Origin of the sequence: Pseudorhodoferax sp. LjRoot39, from assembly GCF_964253035.1 — a bacterium.
GTDB lineage: Bacteria > Pseudomonadota > Gammaproteobacteria > Burkholderiales > Burkholderiaceae_C > Pseudorhodoferax.
In genome coordinates this window covers 5443139-5459530 of record NZ_CAXUQL020000001.1, presented here as the reverse complement: position 1 = coordinate 5459530, position 16392 = coordinate 5443139, and the positions used below count along the sequence as shown (strand labels likewise).

Here is a 16392-nt window from a genome sequence, read left to right as displayed (position 1 = left end):
GCTCAGGCCGCCTTCTCGAACCCGCCCAGCGCGCTCGCCAGGTTGGGCCCCAGGTCTTCCGACAGGTAGCCGCCTTCCTGCACGAGCACGGTCGGCAGGCCCAGGCGCGCGATCTCGCCCAGGATGCGGCCGAATCCGGGCGTGCTGACGGCCAGCATCTGGTAGGGGTCATGCTCGTGCGCGTCCAGACCCAGGGCCACGACCAGCGCGCCCGGCGCGTAGGCGCGGATGGTCGACAGGGCCGTGGCCAGCGCCGCCAGGAAGCCTTCGTCCTGCGTGCCGCGGGCCAGTGGCAGGTTCAGGTTGTAGCCCAGGCCTTCGCCTTCGCCGACCTCGTGCGCATGGCCTGTGAAGAAGGGCGTGCAGAAATGCGGGTCGCCGTGCAGCGAGATGGTCAGCACATCCTTGCGGCGCCAGAAGATGCCCTGCGTGCCGTTGCCGTGGTGCACGTCGATGTCCAGGATCGCCACGCGGTCGTGCCGGCCGCGCAGGTGCTGGGCCGCGATGGCCGCGTTGTTGAGGTAGGTGAAGCCGTTGGCGCGATCGGCATAGGCGTGGTGGCCGGGCGGGCGGCACAGCGCGTAGGCGGCGCGTTCGCCGTCCAGCACGAGTTGGGCCGCGTGCGTGGCCACGTGGGCCGACCAGGTCGCGGCATGCCAGGTGTGGCGGCCGATGGAGCAGGCCATGTCGCCCATGTGGTAGCCGGCCTGGCCGACCAGGCTGTCGGGGTAGGTGAAGGGCTGGCCCGGGAAGGGGTGCACGTTGGGCATCACCTCTTCGGACGCGCCTTCGAGCTGCTGCCAGCGCTCCCAGGCAGTCTCCAGGAAGCGCAGGTACTGCGGCGTGTGGATCGCCGCGCGCGGGCCGGGGCCATGGTCTTCGGGCGCGAGGATTTCATGGCCCTGCGCGCGGGCGGCATTGAGCAGCAGCGTGCCGCGCTCGGGCTGCTCGTTGCTGCGCTTCATGCGGCCGCGCACGATGAACTGCTGCGGGTCGTGGCCGACGTGCTGGTCGCTGTAGATGACTTTCATGGGGAGTTCAACCTCGGTTCAGTATTGGGGTTCGACGGTCCAGCTGATGGGAATCTCGGCCACGCTGGCCGAGGCGGGGAGTTCCAGCGCCATGCGTGCGATGCGGGCGATGTCTTCGGGCCGCGTGGCCTGCTGTTGCTGTTCGAGCGGCAGGCCGGCCACCATGTCGGTCGCGACGAAGCCGGGGCACAGGGCCGTGCAGCGCACGCGGGCCTCGGCACCGCAATGGCGGATGCCGTGGGCCAGCGAGAGCACCGCGGCCTTGCTGAGCGCGTAGAGCGAGGCGTCGGCATTGCGCACGCGCTTGCCCGCGAGCGAGGCCATCACCAGCACCTTGCCTTCGCGCGCGGCCAGCAAATGCGGCCAGGCCTTGCGCGTGAGGCGCAGCGGCGACTTGACGTTGACCTCCAGCAGCCGGTCGACCTCCTCGTCGTCGGCCGCGACCACCGAGCGTGTGCTGAGGATGCCGGCGTTGTGCACCAGCGCGTCGATGCCGCCGAAGTCGCGCACGGTGGCGGCCACCCAGTCGGTCTCGCTCTGCTTGTCTCTGGCGTCGAAGCGGTAGACACGCAACTGGTCGGTGCTGTAGCCGGCATAGGCATCGGTGGCGCTGCGCGCGCCGACGCTCACGCGCCAGCCGTGGGCCAGCAGTTCGCGGGCGATGGCCAGGCCGATGCCGCGGGTGCCGCCGCTGACCATGGCGATGCGGGAGTGGTCATTCATCTCAGCGGTCCTTCAACTGCGTGGCCGAGCGCGGCGATGGCCCGGATGTGACCCCGTGCCCGGGGTCGCCCTTTCTTTGGTTACTTTCTTTCGGCGAAACGAAAGAAAGTGACTGCACTGCCGGGGGCATATCCCGGCCTCTGGTGCCAGCAGGAAACACTACGTCTGATCGACGTGAGGAGGTGGGGCTGTCCACCCCACACCCGGACTTACTTTTCTTGCTTCGCCAAGAAAAGTAAGCAAAAGAAGGCGACCCCGGTGCCCCTGTCCCTGCGCTGGCGCTCCGGGCAACCTGCGGTGCTCGCGCCATGGGCTGCATTGCGCAACTCGCACCGTTCACTGCGTTCACTTCGCTCGGACAAGCGCAATGAGTCAGATGACAAAGCGCGAGGTTCCCCGCGCAGCCCATGGCACTGCGCTCCTCGGCAGGGGCACAGGGGGAAGTCCCACACGGGCCATCGCTGCGCTCGGCCTGGGGTTCGGGCCGTCGCTTCGCTCGGCCGATGTTCTTGGCGGGGCTGCGCATCTCAGTTCTTGAACAAGCCACTGGCATGCGCCTTGGCATCTTCGAGGTGGAAGCGCAACGCATGCTGCACCGCATCCACATCCCGCCTGGCCAGCGCATGGGCAATCGGCCGGTGCGTCTCGGCCAGTTCCTTCAGGTCGCCGTAGCTGTCTTCGCTGAGCGCCAGGAACATGCGCACCTCGGTCTGCATGTTGTCGAACAGCCGGTGCAGGTAATGGTTGCCCGAGAGCGCGCTGATCGCGAAATGGAAGTCCAGGTCCAGCGCCACGCGCTCCTGCGAGGCCAGGGTCTCGGCGCGCTCCACCATGTCGTTCACGCGCGCATCCATTGCCGCCAGCTCGGCGTCGCTGGCATGCTGGCAGGCCAGCGCGGCGCCCAGCAGTTCGAGCTGGATGCGCACCTCGTAGAGGTCGTTGACCTGCTTGGCCGAGACCGTGCGCACGGCAAAGCCGTGGCGTGGCCGCGAGACCAGCAGGCCCAGGCTTTCGAGCCGGCGCGCGGCCTCGCGCACGGGTGCGCGGCTCACGCCCATCTGCCTGGCGAGCTCGGCCTCGACGATGCGCTCGCCGGGCGCGATGCGGCCCGACAGGATGGCTTCCTGCAACTGCGCCTCGACCACGCCGACCAGGTCGGGCACCTGGATGGAGGAGAAGGCGGGTGGTGCGGCGGCCTCAAGCCGGCTGGTGACCATGGTGTGCTCCCTTTGTCTCGTGTGTGTGGATCTAGGCGGGCCGGCGCGCCCGCGCGAGGTACACCCCCGCGACGGCGATCAACGCCATGCCGACCAGTGCCAGTGCGTCCGGCGGCCGCTGGAACCACAGCGTGCTGATCAGCACGGCCAGCAGCAGCTGCACGTAGTTGAGCGGTGCCAGCGTGGCCGCGCCAACGCGCCGGAACGCGGCCAGCAACAGCAGCTGGGCGCTGCCGCTCACAGCGCCGCCGGCGATCAGCAGCGCCATCTCGGGCCAGGGTGGCAACGCGACGTGCGGCATGAACAGCACGGGGATGTTGGTGACGATGAGGCAGGCCAGCGCCATGTGGGCGAACTGGACGGGGCCGGGCACCAGGCCCGAGAGCTTGCGCGTGAGCACCTGGAAGATGGCGTAGCAGACGGCCGAGACGGCCATCAGCAGCGTGCCGACCAGCGGCAGGCTGCCGCCGGGCCGCACGATGCACAGCATGCCCGCAAAACCCAGCAGCACGGCCGTCCACTGCGCGCGGCCCACGCGCTCGCCGAGCAGCCAGGGCGACAGCGCGACCATGATCAGCGGGGCCGTGAAGTAGATGGCCGTGGCCTCGGCCAGCGGCATGGTGACCAGCGCCGTCATGAAACAGGTGGCCACGATGGCCAGCGACACGCTGCGCGCGCTCAAGAGCTTCTGGTGCGGCTGGCGCCACAGGCGCAGGTCGCCATGGCGCAGCAGCAGCACCAGGGCCAGCGTGCCGATCGCGGTGTAGCGACCCAGGTTCACGACGGCCGGCGCGTAGTGCGCCACCATCTGCTTGGCGAAGGCGTCGTAGGCCGCGAACAGCACCAGCGCACCGAGGAACAGCGCGATACCGGTGGCCGTGCTGTCGCTGCGCCGCAGGGGTGCTGAGGCCGGTACGGTGCTCATGCCGCTTGAGCGAGCATCGCTCCCAGCAGCACATTCGCCCCGGCCTCCAGGTGCCGCGGATCTGCATCTTCCACCTCGTTGTGGCTGATGCCGTCCTTGCAGGGCACGAAGATCATGGCGGTGGGCACGCAGCGTGCCATGTAGACGGCGTCGTGGCCGGCGCCGGTCAGGATGTTGCGCTGGCTGTAGTCCCGCACGATGGCCTCGCTGCGCACGCGTTCGACCAGCGTGCGGTCGAAGGGCGTGGGCGGGAATTCCTGCACGAAGGCGATGTCGACCTGCACGGGCGTGCCCGTGGTTTCGCCCGCGGAAAGCGCGGCGGCTGCGGCGCGGAAGCGCTGCTCCATCTGCTCCAGCAGGGCGGCGTCCTCGTGGCGCAGGTCTACGGTGAAAGCGACGCGGCCCGGGATCACGTTGCGCGAGGCCGGGTGCACGTTGACCACGCCGACCGTGCCGCGGCCTGCCGGCGCGAACGCGGGATCGTTGGCGATGTCGACCACGGCCTGCATGAGGTGGGTGGCGGCGTACAGCGCGTCGCGGCGCAGCACCATGGGCGTGGGGCCGGCATGGGCCTCCATGCCGGTCACGGTCACGTCGTACCAGCGCAGGCCCAGCGAGCCCGTGACCACGCCGATGGTGGTTTCTTCGGCCTCGAGGATCGGGCCTTGCTCGATGTGGGCCTCGAGGTAGCTGCCGGCCTGCACCGTGCCGATGGGCGCCTGGCCCGCGTAGCCGATGGCCGCGAGTTCATCGCGCACCACGAGGCCGTTCACATCGGCGGCCGACAGCGCGGTTTCCAGCGGAAACACGCCGCAGTGCACGCCCGAACCCATCATGACGGGCACGAAGCGCGTGCCTTCCTCGTTGGTCCAGATGGTCAGCGCGAGCGGCGCCTCGGTCTGGATGCCCTGGTCGTTCAGCGTGCGCATGACTTCCAGGCCCGCCATCACGCCGAAGCAGCCGTCGAAGCGCCCGCCTGTGGGCTGGGTGTCGATGTGGCTGCCTGTCATGACGGGCTTGCGCGCCGGGTCGCGGCCCGCACGCACGCCGAAGATGTTGCCGACTTCGTCCACCGTGATCTCAAGGCCTGCCTCGCGCATCCAGCCGACCACGAGGTCGCGGCCCTGGCCATCTTCCTTGCTCAGGGCCAGCCGGCAGTTGCCTCCCTTGGGCGTCGCGCCGACCCTGGCCAGGTCCATGAGGCTCTGCCAGAGCCGCGCGCCATTTACCGAGATCGTCATCCCTTCAGTCCTTCCAGGAAGGCGTCCAGCGCCGCACCGATGGCCTCCACCATGTAGCCGCCTTCCTGCACCACCACGGTGGGCAGGCCCAGCGCACGCACGCGCGCACCGGCCAGGCGGAAGGCCTCCATGTCGAACTTCAGCACGCTGATCGGGTCGTCCTTGTAGGTGTCGAAGCCCAGCGGCATCACCAGCGCCTGCGGCTGGAAGCGCTCGATGGCGGCCATGGCCTGGTCCAGCGCCAGCGCGAACTCGGCGTTGCCGCTGCCATGGGCCAGCGGCAGGTTCAGGTTGAAGCCTTCACCCGCGCCCGTGCCGCGCTCGTGCGCGTAGCCCGTGTACCAGGGGTAGTAGCCGGCCGGGTCGGCGTGCGTGGAGACGGTCAGCACGTCGCCGCGCTCGTAGAAGATCTGCTGCGTGCCGTCGCCATGGTGGGCGTCGATGTCGAGCACGGCCACGCGGGCATGCGTGCGGCGCAGCGTGGCGGCGGCGATGGCGCTGTTGTTCACGTAGCAGAAGCCGCCGGCGCGTGCGTGCTGGGCGTGGTGGCCCGAGGGGCGGCACAGCGCATAGGCCAGGCCGCCGCTGGTGCGCACAGTCTCGGCCGCGGCCTGCGCGGCATGGGCCGAGCGCAGCACCGAGCGCCAGGTGTTCGGGCCGATGGGGCAGGACAGGTCGCCGATGTACCAGCCGGTCTGCGCGACCACGGAGGGCGATGGGCAGGGTCCGATGCGCTGGCCGTGCGGCGACAGGTTGGGCAGCACCTCGGGGCCGGGTTGCAGGCCGAAGGCGCCGGCCTGCTGCCAGCGTGCGTAGGCGGTTTCGAGGTAGTCCAGGTAGTCGGTGCTGTGCACCAGTTCCAGCGCGGCGCGGCCGGCTTCGGGCGGCGCGCTGACCGTGATGCCGCGCTGGGCCAGCGTGCCCATCAGCGCCTCGGCGCGCGTGGGCAGGTCGGTGGGCTTGCAGATGCGGCCCAGGCGCATGTACTGCTGCGGGTCGTGCAGCAGCTGGTCGTCGGAGAAGAAGGCCTGCATGTCACATCTCCGCTTCGAAACGGTCCATGGCGCGCGTGAGGCGTGCGAACAGGTCGGCCAGTTCGGCCGCGGTGATGATGAGCGGCGGGCACAGGCCGATGCTGTCGCCCATGGCGCGCACGATCAGGCCTTCTTCCAGCGCCAGTGCGGCGAAACGGTAGCCGGCCTTCCTGTCGGCCGCGAACGGCGTGCGCGCGGCCTTGTCGGCCATGAGTTCGATGGCGCCGATCAGGCCCACGCCGCGCACGTTGCCGACCCAGCGGCGCTCGGCGAAGCTCTTGAGGCCGGCCTGGAAGGCAGGTGCCAGCGCCTGCACACGGTCGAGCAGCTTGTCGTCCTCGTACACCTGCAGCGTCTCCAGCGCCACGGCGCAGGCGACCGGGTGGCCCGAGTAGGTGTAGCCGTGGCCGAAGCTGCCCAGCTTGCCGCTGTTGGCCGCAATCGCGCTGTGCACCTTGTCGTTGACCATGACGGCCGAGATCGGCACGTAGCCCGACGACAGCGCCTTGGCGCAGCACAGGATGTCGGGCCGGATGCCCAGCGTGGTCGAGCCGAACATGTTGCCCGTGCGGCCGAAGCCGCAGATCACCTCGTCGGCGATCATGAGCACGTCGTACTTGCGCAGCACGGCCTGCACCTTCTCGAAGTAGCCGGCCGGCGGCACCAGCACGCCGCCCGCGCCCATCACGGGCTCGGCGATGAAGGCGGCGACGGTCTCGGGGCCTTCGGCCAGGATGCGTTCTTCGAGCTGCTTGGCCAGGCGCGTGGAGAAGTCCTGCTCGGTCTCGCCGGGTTCGGCATAACGGTAGTGGTGCGGGCAGTCCACGTGCAGGAACCGGGCTTCGGGCGCCGTGGCAATCGGCAGGTCGAAGTCGCGGTGGTTGCCGTCCAGGCCGCCCAGGCTGGCCGCGGCCACGGTCACGCCGTGGTAGGCATTGCGGCGCGCGATGATCTTTTTCTTGGCGGGCTTGCCGATGGCATTGTGGTAGTACCAGACCATCTTGACCGCGCTGTCGTTGGCCTCTGAACCCGAGTTGGCGAAGAACACGCGGGCCATGGGCACGGGCGCCAGCGCCAGCAGCTTCTCGGCCAGGTCGGCCACGGCCACGTTGGTGCGCTGGTTGAACGTGTGGTAGTAGGGCAGGGTGTCCAGGGCCTTGGCGCCGGCCGCGGCCAGGCGCTTGTTGGAAAAGCCCAGCGAGGCGCACCACAGGCCAGACATGCCCTCGACATAGCGCTTGCCCTGGTCGTCGACGACGTGGATGCCGTCGCCGCCGACGATGACCAGCGGCGGCGTCTGCGGCAGCGCGGCCAGGTTGGTGTAGGAGTGCAGGTGGGTGGCGACGTCCTTGTCGCCGGTGCTCAGCAGGTCTTTGGCCATGGGGCTCCTCTTGGTTTTAAACGCTCAGGCGTTTCAGGTTGTCTTCGGTCTGCCGCGCGATGGCCTCGGGGCCGGTGCGCGTGGCGATGTGCGGAGTGACGGTGATGCGCGGGTGCCGCCAGAACGGGTGGGCCTGCGGCAGCGGCTCCTCGACGAAGGCGTCCAGCACGGCCGAGGCGATGTGGCCGCTGTCCAGCGCCGCGAGCAGATCATCCTGCACGAGCTGGGCGCCGCGGCCGGCGTTGACCAGGCGCGCACCGCGCGGCAGCTGCGCGAACAGCTCGGCGTTCAGGATGTTCTGCGTGTCCTCGGTCAGCGGCAGCAGGCAGACCAGCGTGTCGCAGCCGGCCAGGAAATCAGCGCGTGCGGCGTCGCCATGGAAGGCCTCGATGCCTTCGGGCAGCCCGCTCTTGGGACTGCGGCTCCAGCCGCGCACAGGGTAGCCAATGGCGGCCAGGGCCTTCGCGGCGGACTGGCCCAGCACGCCCAGGCCCGCGATGCCCACGCGGTGGCGGCCCGGCGGCACGACGGGGGATTCCTCCCAGGCCGCGCGGCGCTGGCTCTCGATGTAGCCGCCCATGTGGCGCTGACCGTGCACCACGGCCCAGGCCACGTAGGCGTTCATGCCGGCGGCCATGTCGGAATCGACGATGCGGCAGATCGGCACATCGGGCAGCCCGGTGTCGCGCGTGATGTGGTCGGTGCCGGCGCCGACCGACTGGATCAGCCGCAGCCGGGGCATGCGGGCGAGCAGGCCGACGGGGGGCGACCAGCAGACCACGGCGTCGATGTCGGCGAGCGCGGCCAGGTCCTGCACCTCGGTGTCGATGCGGTGGAACCTGGCGTCGGGAAACCGCGCCGCGAACGCCGGGCGCAGGTAGTCCATGGCGATCTGGTCCGAGACCAGGGCGATGTTCAATGTCATGCGGCGACGGCCTCCACTGCAGCCGCCGACAACCTCGGCTGCGCCTCGATCAGCGTGCGCGTGTAGGCATGCTGCGGGTTCGCCAGCACCTTGGCCGTCTCGCCGTACTCCACGATCTGCCCGCGCTGCATCACGGCGATGTGGTCGCACATCTCGCCGGCCACGCGCAGGTCGTGCGTGATGAAGACCATGGCCAGCTGGAAGCGCTCGCGCACCTCGGCGAAGAGCTTCAAGACCTGGGCCTGCACCGACACGTCGAGCGCGGAGACCGGCTCGTCGGCCACCAGCAGCTGCGGCTCCATGGCCAGCGCGCGCGCAATGCCGATGCGCTGGCGCTGCCCGCCCGAGAACTCGTGCGGGAAGCGGTCGGCCGCGTCCGGCTTGAGGCCCACCAATTCCAGCAGCTCCATGGCGCGGGCCATGGCCTTCTCCTTGGACAGGCCCTGGGCGATGGGCCCCTGCGCGATGGCCGAGCCCACGCGGTGGCGCGGGTTCAGCGAGGCGTAGGGGTCCTGGAACACCATCTGGATCTTGCCCTGCGTCTGCTGGCGGAACTGCGCGCCCGATTGCAGCGCGCGGCCCTTGAACAGGATGCGCCCGCTGTCGAACGGCGCCAGGCCCACGATGCAGCGGCCCACGGTGGACTTGCCCGAACCGGACTCACCCACCAGGCCCAGCGTCTCGCCACGGCGCACGTCGAACGACAGGCCCTTGGCCGCCTCGACGCGGCGGCCCTTCTTGAACAGGCTGCCGCCCGTGACGTAGGTCTTGCGCAGGTCCTGCACCTGCAGCACATGCTCCACCTCGCGCTCGTCGGCGGTGGTGCGCACCTGGCCGTTCGGGATCGCGGCGATCAGCTTGCGCGTGTAGGCGTGCTGCGGATGCGCCAGCACGGCGGCGGCCGGGCCGGCCTCGACCACCTGGCCGGTCTGCATCACAACGACCTGGTCGGCGATCTCGGAGACCACGCCGAAGTCGTGCGTGATGAACAGCACGGCCGTGCCCTTGCGCTGCTGCAGCTCGCGGATGAGCTTCAGGATCTGCGCCTGCGTGGTCACGTCCAGCGCGGTCGTGGGTTCGTCGCAGATCAGCAGGGCCGGTTCCAGCACCAGCGCGCAGGCGATCATCACGCGCTGGCGCTGGCCGCCCGACAGGCGGAAGGGGTAGCTGTCGATCAGAACTTCGGGCTCGGGCAGGCCCACGTCGGCGAGTGCGGCGAGGATGCGCTTGCGCTTCTCGGCAGCCGACAGGCTCACGTGCGCATCGAACACCTCGGCGATCTGCTCGCCGATGCGCATGACCGGGTTCAGCGCCGTCATGGGCTCCTGGAACACCATGCCCATGCGCCGGCCGCGCAGTTCGCGCAGCTGGGATTCATCGAGCTGCAGCAGATCCTGGCCGTCGAACAGGATCTTGCCGGCGACAGGCTCCACGTGCGGCCGCGGCAGCAGGCCCATGATGGCGTTGGCGATCATGGACTTGCCCGAACCGGACTCGCCCACCACGCACAGTGTCTGGCCCTGCAGCAGCTGCAGCGAGGCGCCCTGCACAGCCAGTTCACGGTCGGCGCCGCGGGGCAGGCGGATGTCCAGGCCCTGGATGTCCAGCACGGGTCGAACCAGCGAAGCGATCTCTTCCATCTTCATTTCCCTCTCCCATCGGCGCGTGCGTTGAGTCCGTCGTTCAGGCCTTCGCCGACCAGGTTCAGGGCCAGCACCGTGAGCAGGATGGCGACGCCCGGGAACACCGCCATCCACCAGGCCTGGCGCAGCACCGTGCGCGCCGAGCCGACCATGTAGCCCCAGCTCATCTGGTTCGGGTCGCCCAGGCCCAGGAAGCTCAGGGACGATTCGAGCAGGATGGCGGTGGCCACCATCAGCGAGGCCATGACCACGATGGGCGAGGCCGCGTTGGGCAGGATCTGGGTCAGGATGATGCGCGGCGTGGACTGGCCCGCCAGTTGGGCCGCAGCCACGAAATCGCGCTGGCGCAGCGTGAGGAACTCGCTGCGCACCAGGCGCGCCACGGGCGGCCAGGAGACCACCGCGATGGCGGCCACGATGGAGCCCACCGAGGGCTCGAAGATGGCGACCAGCACGATGGCCAGCGCGAAGCTCGGGATGGCCTGGAACAGCTCGGTGAAGCGCATCAGCGTGGCGTCGACCCAGCCGCCGAAGTAGCCCGAGATGGCGCCGATGGACACGCCGATCAGCAGCGAGACCACGGTGGAGACCACGCCGATCAGCAACGACACGCGGGCGCCGGCCACGATGCCCGCGAAGATGTCGCGGCCCATGGTGTCCGAGCCCAGCGGCAGGCCTTGCTCGGCCCAGGGCCGGGCGAAGGGCATGCCGACCATGTCCCAGGGGTTGTTCTGGGCGATGAAGGGCCCCAGCACGGTGACCAGGGCCACCAGCATCAGCACGATGAGGCCGAAGACCGCACCCTTGTTGCGGCAGTAGCGCCGCCAGAAACTGCTTTTCATACAAACCTCTTCAGTTCGGTGGACAGGGGACGCGACAGACAGCTGCCGAGCCGGACGATTCAGCCGCACTGTCTTCGCCAGCGCACCCGCGGAACTGGCTCTGCCAGGCCGCTGGGTGCGCCCCCTTGAGGGGGGATGCGCGCACACGCAGTGAGCGCGAAACGGGGGTGGTCATAGTTCGATTCGCGGGTCGACCAGCGTGTAGACGAAGTCGGTGATCAGGTTGAACAGCACGGCCATGGCCGCGGTGAACAGGAAGCAGCCCATCAGCAGGTTGTAGTCGCGCTGCAGCAGGGCGTCGAACATCAGGCGGCCGATGCCGGGCCAGGCGAAGACGGTCTCGGTCAGCACCGCGCCGCCGATCATGCCGCCGGCCTGGATGCCGGCCAGCGTGACCACGGGCAGCAGCGCGTTGCGCAGGATGTGCTTGCGCTGGATGCGGCCGGGGTGCACGCCCTTGGCACGCGCGGTCTTGACGAAATCCATCTGCGCGACCTCGAGCATGGCGGCGCGCGTCATGCGGGCATAGACCGCCATGTAGAACAGGCCCAGCGTGCCGGCGGGCAGGATCAGGTGCTTGGCGATGTCCAGCCATTTGGCGGGGCCGCTGAGGTCGGCGCCCACGGTGAAGAAGCCGAAGGCCGGCAACAGGTCCAGCTGCACGGTGAACAGCAGCACGGCCATCATCGCCAGCCAATACAGCGGCGTGGCATAGAACACCAGGGCCACCACGGTGATGGCGCTGTCGATCCACTTGCCGGCGTGGCGGCTGGCCAGTGCGCCCAGCCCGATGCCCATGGCCAGCGACAGTGCGAACGCCGTGCCGGTCAGCAGCAGCGTGGCGGGCAGGCGCTCCAGGATCAGGTCGGCCACGGGCTGCTGCTGGCGGTAGGAGTAGCCCAGGTCGAGTTGGACCACATGGCCCAGGTAGTTGGCCAGCTGCGTGGGCAGCGGCTGGTCCAGCCCGAACTGCGCACGCAGCTGGGCCACGAATTGCGGGTCGGACGCGCCGGCCTCGCCGGCCATGATGGACACCGGGTCGCCCGGCGCGGCGCGCACCAGCATGAAGTTGGCGGTGGCGATGACCAGCAGGGCCAACAGGCCTTGCAGGACACGCACGGACATGAACTGGAGTCTTTTCATCGCAAGCTCGGGTCAGGCATGCGGCGGCCAGGCCTGGCCGGCCAGCGCATGCGGGGAGGGAGAGATCAGGCCAGCCGGATCAAGCGAGCTTGATGCGGCCCAGGCTGTCGTTCAGCCCGATGCCGGACGAGACGATGTTCTGGATCTTGCTGCGGTACAGCGTCGGGAAGTTGATCTCGTGCAGCCAGGCCACCGGCACCTCGTCGACCAGGATCTTCTGGGCTTCCAGGTAGATCGCCTTGCGCTTGGCCGGGTCGCCTTCCTTGGCACCGGCGGCGAACAGTTCGTCGACCTTGGCATTGGTGTAGCCGGCCACGTTGTTGAACGGCGAGCCCTTGGCGATGTTGTCGCTGGTGTAGTTGCGGCCCACGCCCAGGGCCGGGTCACCGTACTGGTAGACGTAGGTGAAGGCCAGGTCGAAGTCCCACTCGTTGCAGCGCTGGTTCCAGCCGGCCACGTCGGTCGCGACCATCTCGATCTTGACGCCAGCCTGCGTGAGGTTCTGGCGCACGATCTCGGCCTGGCGCTGCCAGGACTCGCCGTAGGGCAGGGGCAGCAGGCGCAGCGTCTCGCCCTTGTAGCCCGACTCGGCCAGCAGCTTCTTGGCCTTGGCCAGGTCGCGCGGGTACTTGGCCACGTCCTCGCTGGCGAACGCGATGTGGCTGTTGAACGGGCCGGTGGCTGGCTTGGCATAGCCGTACCAGGCGATCTTGGCCATGGCCTCGCGGTCGATGGCGGTCCAGATGGCCTGGCGGAACTTCACGTTGTCCATCGGCTTGGTGCGGTTGTTCATCCACAGCCAGCTGTGCGGCGCGAAGAACTCCCAACCCTTGGTCGTCACCGAGGCGCCGGGCAGCTTGGACAAACGGCTCACGTCGAAGTACTCCACCGTGCCGCCCGGCGCGATGTCGACCTTGCCCGACTCGAAGGCGGCGGCGCGCGCGGCGGCGTCCGGGATCACGTGGAAGTACACGCTCTCCACCGTCACGGCGCCGGCCTGGTGGTAGTTCTCGTTGGCCACCAGGTGGATGTAGGAGCCCTTGGCCCATTCCTTGAACTTGAGCGGGCCGGTGCCGATGGGCGTGGCGTTGGCCGGGTTGGTCAGGAAGTCCGTGCCCTCGTAGATGTGCTTGGGCACCATGGGCATGGTGCCGTTCTCGAAGATGCCCAGGAAGGGACCGAAGGGCTGCTTGAGCTTGAACTCCACCGTGAGCGGGTCCAGCGCCTTGATCGACTCCACGTGGGCCAGGCTGGCGCGGAAGCGCGCATGCGTCTTGCGCAGGAACACGTCGCAGGAGAACACCACGTCGTCGGCCGTGAAGGGCTTGCCGTCGTGCCACTTCACATTCGGCTTGAGCTTGAAGACGTAGGTCTTGCTGTCCGGGCTCACGGTCCAGGAGGTCGCCAGTTGGGGCTGGGGCGCGAGCTTTTCGTCGTAGCGCAGCAGGCCTTCGTAGATGTTGCCGGCGATCAGCTGCGTGGGGCCGTTCTGCACGATGCCCATCATCAGGCCCGGCGGTTCGGGCTGGACCAGCACGTTGACGACGCCCTTCTTGGCCTGGGCCAGGCTGTGCAGGGGCACCCCGGCGATGGACAGGCCGAGGGCAGCGGGGACGGCTTGGATCAGGTGGCGGCGTTTCATCGGTGCGGACCTTTCTGTGTGTGGGGCAAGGGCTGGGAAGGGAAGGGGATCAGGCGCGGAAGGAGGCGGTCGAGGCCGGCTCCAGGCGTTGCAGCAGCGCGCGCCACTCGCGGGCGTAGGGGTCGGTGGGCTGGGCTGCCAGGCGGTTGGTGTCGCCGCTCTCGTACTGGCGCGCGGTCAGCTCGCAGACCTCCTCGGGCACGGGGTGGATGGCCTGGCCCGTGCTCTGGATGGCCACCTGCACGCGGCAGGCGCGCTCCAGGTTGTGCATGAGGATGAAGGCCTCGGAGATGGTGCGGCCCAGCGTGATCAAGCCGTGGTTGCGCAGGATCATGGCGCGCGAAGTGGGGCCCAGGTCGGCCACCAGGCGTTCGCGCTCTTCCAGGTTCAGCGCGATGCCCTCGAATTGGTGGTAGGTGACCCGGTTGTGAAACTGCAGTGCCCACTGGTTGCAGGGCTGCAGGCCGTCGGCCAGCGAGGACACGGCCACGCCGGCCACGGTGTGGGTGTGCAGCACGCAGACGGCGTCGTGGCGGGCCGCGTGCACGGCGCTGTGGATCGTGAAACCGGCTGGGTTCACGTCCCATGCGCTGGGCTCGACGATGTTGCCCTCCAGGTCGATCTTCACGAGCGAGGACGCCGTGATGTCGCGAAACAGCATGCCGAAGGGGTTGATCAGGAACTGGTCCTCGGTGCCGGGCACGCGTGCCGAGATGTGGGTGTAGATGCTGTCGTCCATGCCGTACAGGGCGACGAGCCGGTAGGCGGCGGCCAGGTCCTCGCGGACCTGGCGTTCGGCCGCCGACATGGCGGGGCGGCTGACGGTGCGATCGGCGGGATGGGTGGCCGGGGCGATGCGTTCTGCTGTTTCCACGGTGTTTCCTGAAGTGTTGTCTGTCATCTGTCGACAGCTGACATGATGCAGATCCCGTGCCAGGCAAAACATCCGCAAAAACCCGGGAATCGGCGGTCTTGTCGCGCATCAAGGCCCGGAAATGCACCAGCCGGGTGCATGCAGCGCACGCCGGGTGTGCAGCGGGCCGGTTCCGCGGATGGCCGACAATCCGGCCCCGCCACCCGCACTGAGAGAGTCCGCCCGCATGTCCATCCAATGGTTTCCCGGTCACATGCACGCGACGCGCAAGGCCATCGCCGAGCGCCTGCCCGAGATCGACGTGGTGATCGAGCTGCTGGACGCGCGCCTGCCGGGCTCCAGCGCCAACCCCTTGATCGCCGAGCTGACGCAGGGCAAGCCGTCGCTCAAGCTCCTGACCAAGCAGGACCTGGCCGACCCGGAGCAGACTGCGCGCTGGCTGGCGCACTACCAGTCAGCGGTCGGCACCAACGCCATCGCGCTCGATTCCGGCACACCGGCGCCGATCCGCGCGCTGGCACCGGCCTGCCGGGCGCTGGCACCCAACCGCGGCGGCATGGCCAAGCCCATGCGCGTGCTGGTCTGCGGCATCCCCAACGTGGGCAAGTCCACGCTGATCAACAGCCTGCGCGGCCAGCGCAAGGCCAAGACCGGTGACGAGGCCGGTGTCACCAAGACCGAGCAGCGCATCGTGCTGGAAGACGACTTCTACCTGTACGACACGCCCGGCATGCTGTGGCCGCGCATCGCGGTGGCGCAGAGCGGCGAGCTGCTGGCCGCCAGCGGCGCGGTCGGCCGCAACGCCTACGACGATGTCGAGGTGGCGCTGGCCCTGCTCACGCAGATGCTGGGCCGCTATCCCGACCGGCTGCGCGAGCGCTACAAGCTCAAGGACATGGAAGGCCTGAACGACGAGGCCGTGCTGGCCGAGATCGGCCGCCGGCGCGCGCCGCTGCTGCCGGGCGGGCGGCCCGATCTGCAGAAGGCGGCCGAGATCGCGATCCACGACTTCCGCAGCAGCGCCTGGGGCCGCGTGACACTGGAGACGCTGGAGGAGTTCGCCGCCTGGCGCGCCGCGGCCGATGTGGCGGATGCCGAGCGCGCTGCGAAGCAGGCAGCGCGCAAGCAGAAGAAGCAGCCGCAGCGCGGCGGCGCCTCGGAAGCCTAGGCGGCGCGCAGCAGCACGGCCAGGTCCGGGCCCTGGATCACCCGGATCGGCGCCTGCCTGGCAAACGCGCCGGCGTTCTCGCTGAGCTCGCCCAGCGCCAGGAACACGGCCGCATCGGCCTCCTTGGCGCGGCGCGCGGCGTCGAGCTCGCGCAGCGGTTCCACGCCCTGGCGTGCGGCCTTCCAGCGCTTGGCGCTGACCAGCGTGGTGCGGCCGCCTTTTTCGAGCACGAAGTCGGCGCCGCCCGTGGTCTTCTTCACCTCGTAGCCCGCCTTGCGGTAAGCCGACTCCAGCGCCGCGGCGAACTCGTTCCACGACATGCCCGCGGCGCGCGCGAGCTGTGCCTCGACCATGGCCGCGCTCGGCGCGCCCCACTGCCGCTTGAGCGCGATGGCGCCGATGATGGCGAAGGGCACGCCGCCCAGCGCGCCGGCCAGCGCGTATTCGCGCGGCAGCAGCGCCGCGGCCACCAGCACGAAGCCGCAGGCGATCGCCAGGCTGATCCACCAGCGCGAGCGCAGCAGGATCGCGAACAGCGAGTTTTCGGCCATCTTCAGTTTCATGCGGGGGCGCCTCGGGCGTGTCGGAATGCGGTTGGAAAAG

At 69.3% G+C, this 16392-nt stretch carries 15 protein-coding genes; 1 reads left to right on the top strand and 14 read right to left on the bottom strand.

Annotation, left to right across the window (positions count from 1 at the left end):
- Window positions 1-2: 2 nt before the first annotated feature.
- The 13 genes from ACSQ4M_RS25420 to ACSQ4M_RS25360 all read right to left on the bottom strand — a co-directional run bounded on the left by ACSQ4M_RS25420 (window position 3) and on the right by ACSQ4M_RS25360 (window position 14603).
- Window positions 3-1031, bottom strand: a complete 1029-nt coding sequence (locus ACSQ4M_RS25420) for a histone deacetylase family protein (protein WP_436192174.1) — start codon at window positions 1029-1031, stop codon at window positions 3-5.
- Window positions 1032-1049: 18 nt separating this feature from the next.
- Window positions 1050-1754 carry an SDR family oxidoreductase gene (locus ACSQ4M_RS25415; RefSeq protein ID WP_436192173.1) on the bottom strand — a complete coding sequence of 235 codons (705 nt, stop codon included), beginning with the start codon at window positions 1752-1754 and terminating at the stop codon, window positions 1050-1052.
- A 527-nt stretch (window positions 1755-2281) separates the two neighbouring features.
- Window positions 2282-2971: a GntR family transcriptional regulator gene (locus tag ACSQ4M_RS25410; RefSeq protein ID WP_056673774.1), complete on the bottom strand. Its 690-nt coding sequence runs from the start codon at window positions 2969-2971 to the stop codon at window positions 2282-2284.
- Window positions 2972-3002: 31 nt separating this feature from the next.
- Entirely contained in the window at window positions 3003-3896 is an 894-nt protein-coding gene (locus ACSQ4M_RS25405) for a DMT family transporter (RefSeq protein ID WP_436192172.1), read from the bottom strand.
- On the bottom strand, window positions 3893-5137 hold the full coding sequence (locus tag ACSQ4M_RS25400; RefSeq protein WP_436192171.1) for a Zn-dependent hydrolase: 1245 nt from the start codon (window positions 5135-5137) through the stop codon (window positions 3893-3895). Before ACSQ4M_RS25400 ends, ACSQ4M_RS25405 begins: the two co-directional genes overlap by 4 nt.
- Window positions 5134-6171, bottom strand: coding sequence for a histone deacetylase family protein (locus ACSQ4M_RS25395; protein WP_436192170.1), 1038 nt, complete (start codon window positions 6169-6171; stop codon window positions 5134-5136). Before ACSQ4M_RS25395 ends, ACSQ4M_RS25400 begins: the two co-directional genes overlap by 4 nt.
- Before the next feature lies 1 nt (window position 6172).
- The gene (locus ACSQ4M_RS25390; protein ID WP_436192169.1) at window positions 6173-7552 is read right to left on the bottom strand and encodes an aminotransferase; all 1380 of its coding nucleotides are present in this window, start codon (window positions 7550-7552) and stop codon (window positions 6173-6175) included.
- A 16-nt stretch (window positions 7553-7568) separates the two neighbouring features.
- Window positions 7569-8477 (bottom strand): 2-hydroxyacid dehydrogenase, encoded by a 909-nt coding sequence (locus tag ACSQ4M_RS25385; RefSeq protein WP_436192168.1) that lies wholly within the window; start codon window positions 8475-8477, stop codon window positions 7569-7571.
- Window positions 8474-10123 (bottom strand): ABC transporter ATP-binding protein, encoded by a 1650-nt coding sequence (locus ACSQ4M_RS25380; RefSeq protein ID WP_436192167.1) that lies wholly within the window; start codon window positions 10121-10123, stop codon window positions 8474-8476. The genes ACSQ4M_RS25385 and ACSQ4M_RS25380 overlap by 4 nt, the downstream gene beginning before the upstream one ends.
- Entirely contained in the window at window positions 10120-10962 is an 843-nt protein-coding gene (locus ACSQ4M_RS25375) for an ABC transporter permease (protein WP_056673755.1), read from the bottom strand. The genes ACSQ4M_RS25380 and ACSQ4M_RS25375 overlap by 4 nt, the downstream gene beginning before the upstream one ends.
- Window positions 10963-11133: 171 nt before the next feature.
- A complete protein-coding gene (locus ACSQ4M_RS25370) occupies window positions 11134-12105 on the bottom strand; it encodes an ABC transporter permease (protein ID WP_436192166.1) in 972 nt (323 codons plus the stop codon).
- 79 nt (window positions 12106-12184) lie between these two features.
- Entirely contained in the window at window positions 12185-13747 is a 1563-nt protein-coding gene (locus ACSQ4M_RS25365) for an ABC transporter substrate-binding protein (protein ID WP_436192165.1), read from the bottom strand.
- Between the two features lie 49 nt (window positions 13748-13796).
- Window positions 13797-14603: a class II aldolase/adducin family protein gene (locus ACSQ4M_RS25360; RefSeq protein WP_436194066.1), complete on the bottom strand. Its 807-nt coding sequence runs from the start codon at window positions 14601-14603 to the stop codon at window positions 13797-13799.
- A gap of 244 nt (window positions 14604-14847) precedes the next feature.
- Between ACSQ4M_RS25360 and ylqF the strand changes: the two genes are divergently transcribed.
- Entirely contained in the window at window positions 14848-15789 is a 942-nt protein-coding gene (gene ylqF / locus ACSQ4M_RS25355) for a ribosome biogenesis GTPase YlqF (RefSeq protein ID WP_436192164.1), read from the top strand.
- On the opposite strand, the gene ACSQ4M_RS25350 is transcribed toward ylqF, so the two are convergent.
- Window positions 15786-16352 (bottom strand): restriction endonuclease, encoded by a 567-nt coding sequence (locus ACSQ4M_RS25350; RefSeq protein WP_436192163.1) that lies wholly within the window; start codon window positions 16350-16352, stop codon window positions 15786-15788. The two genes, ylqF and ACSQ4M_RS25350, sit on opposite strands and share 4 nt — an antisense overlap.
- Between the last annotated feature and the right edge of the window lie 40 nt (window positions 16353-16392).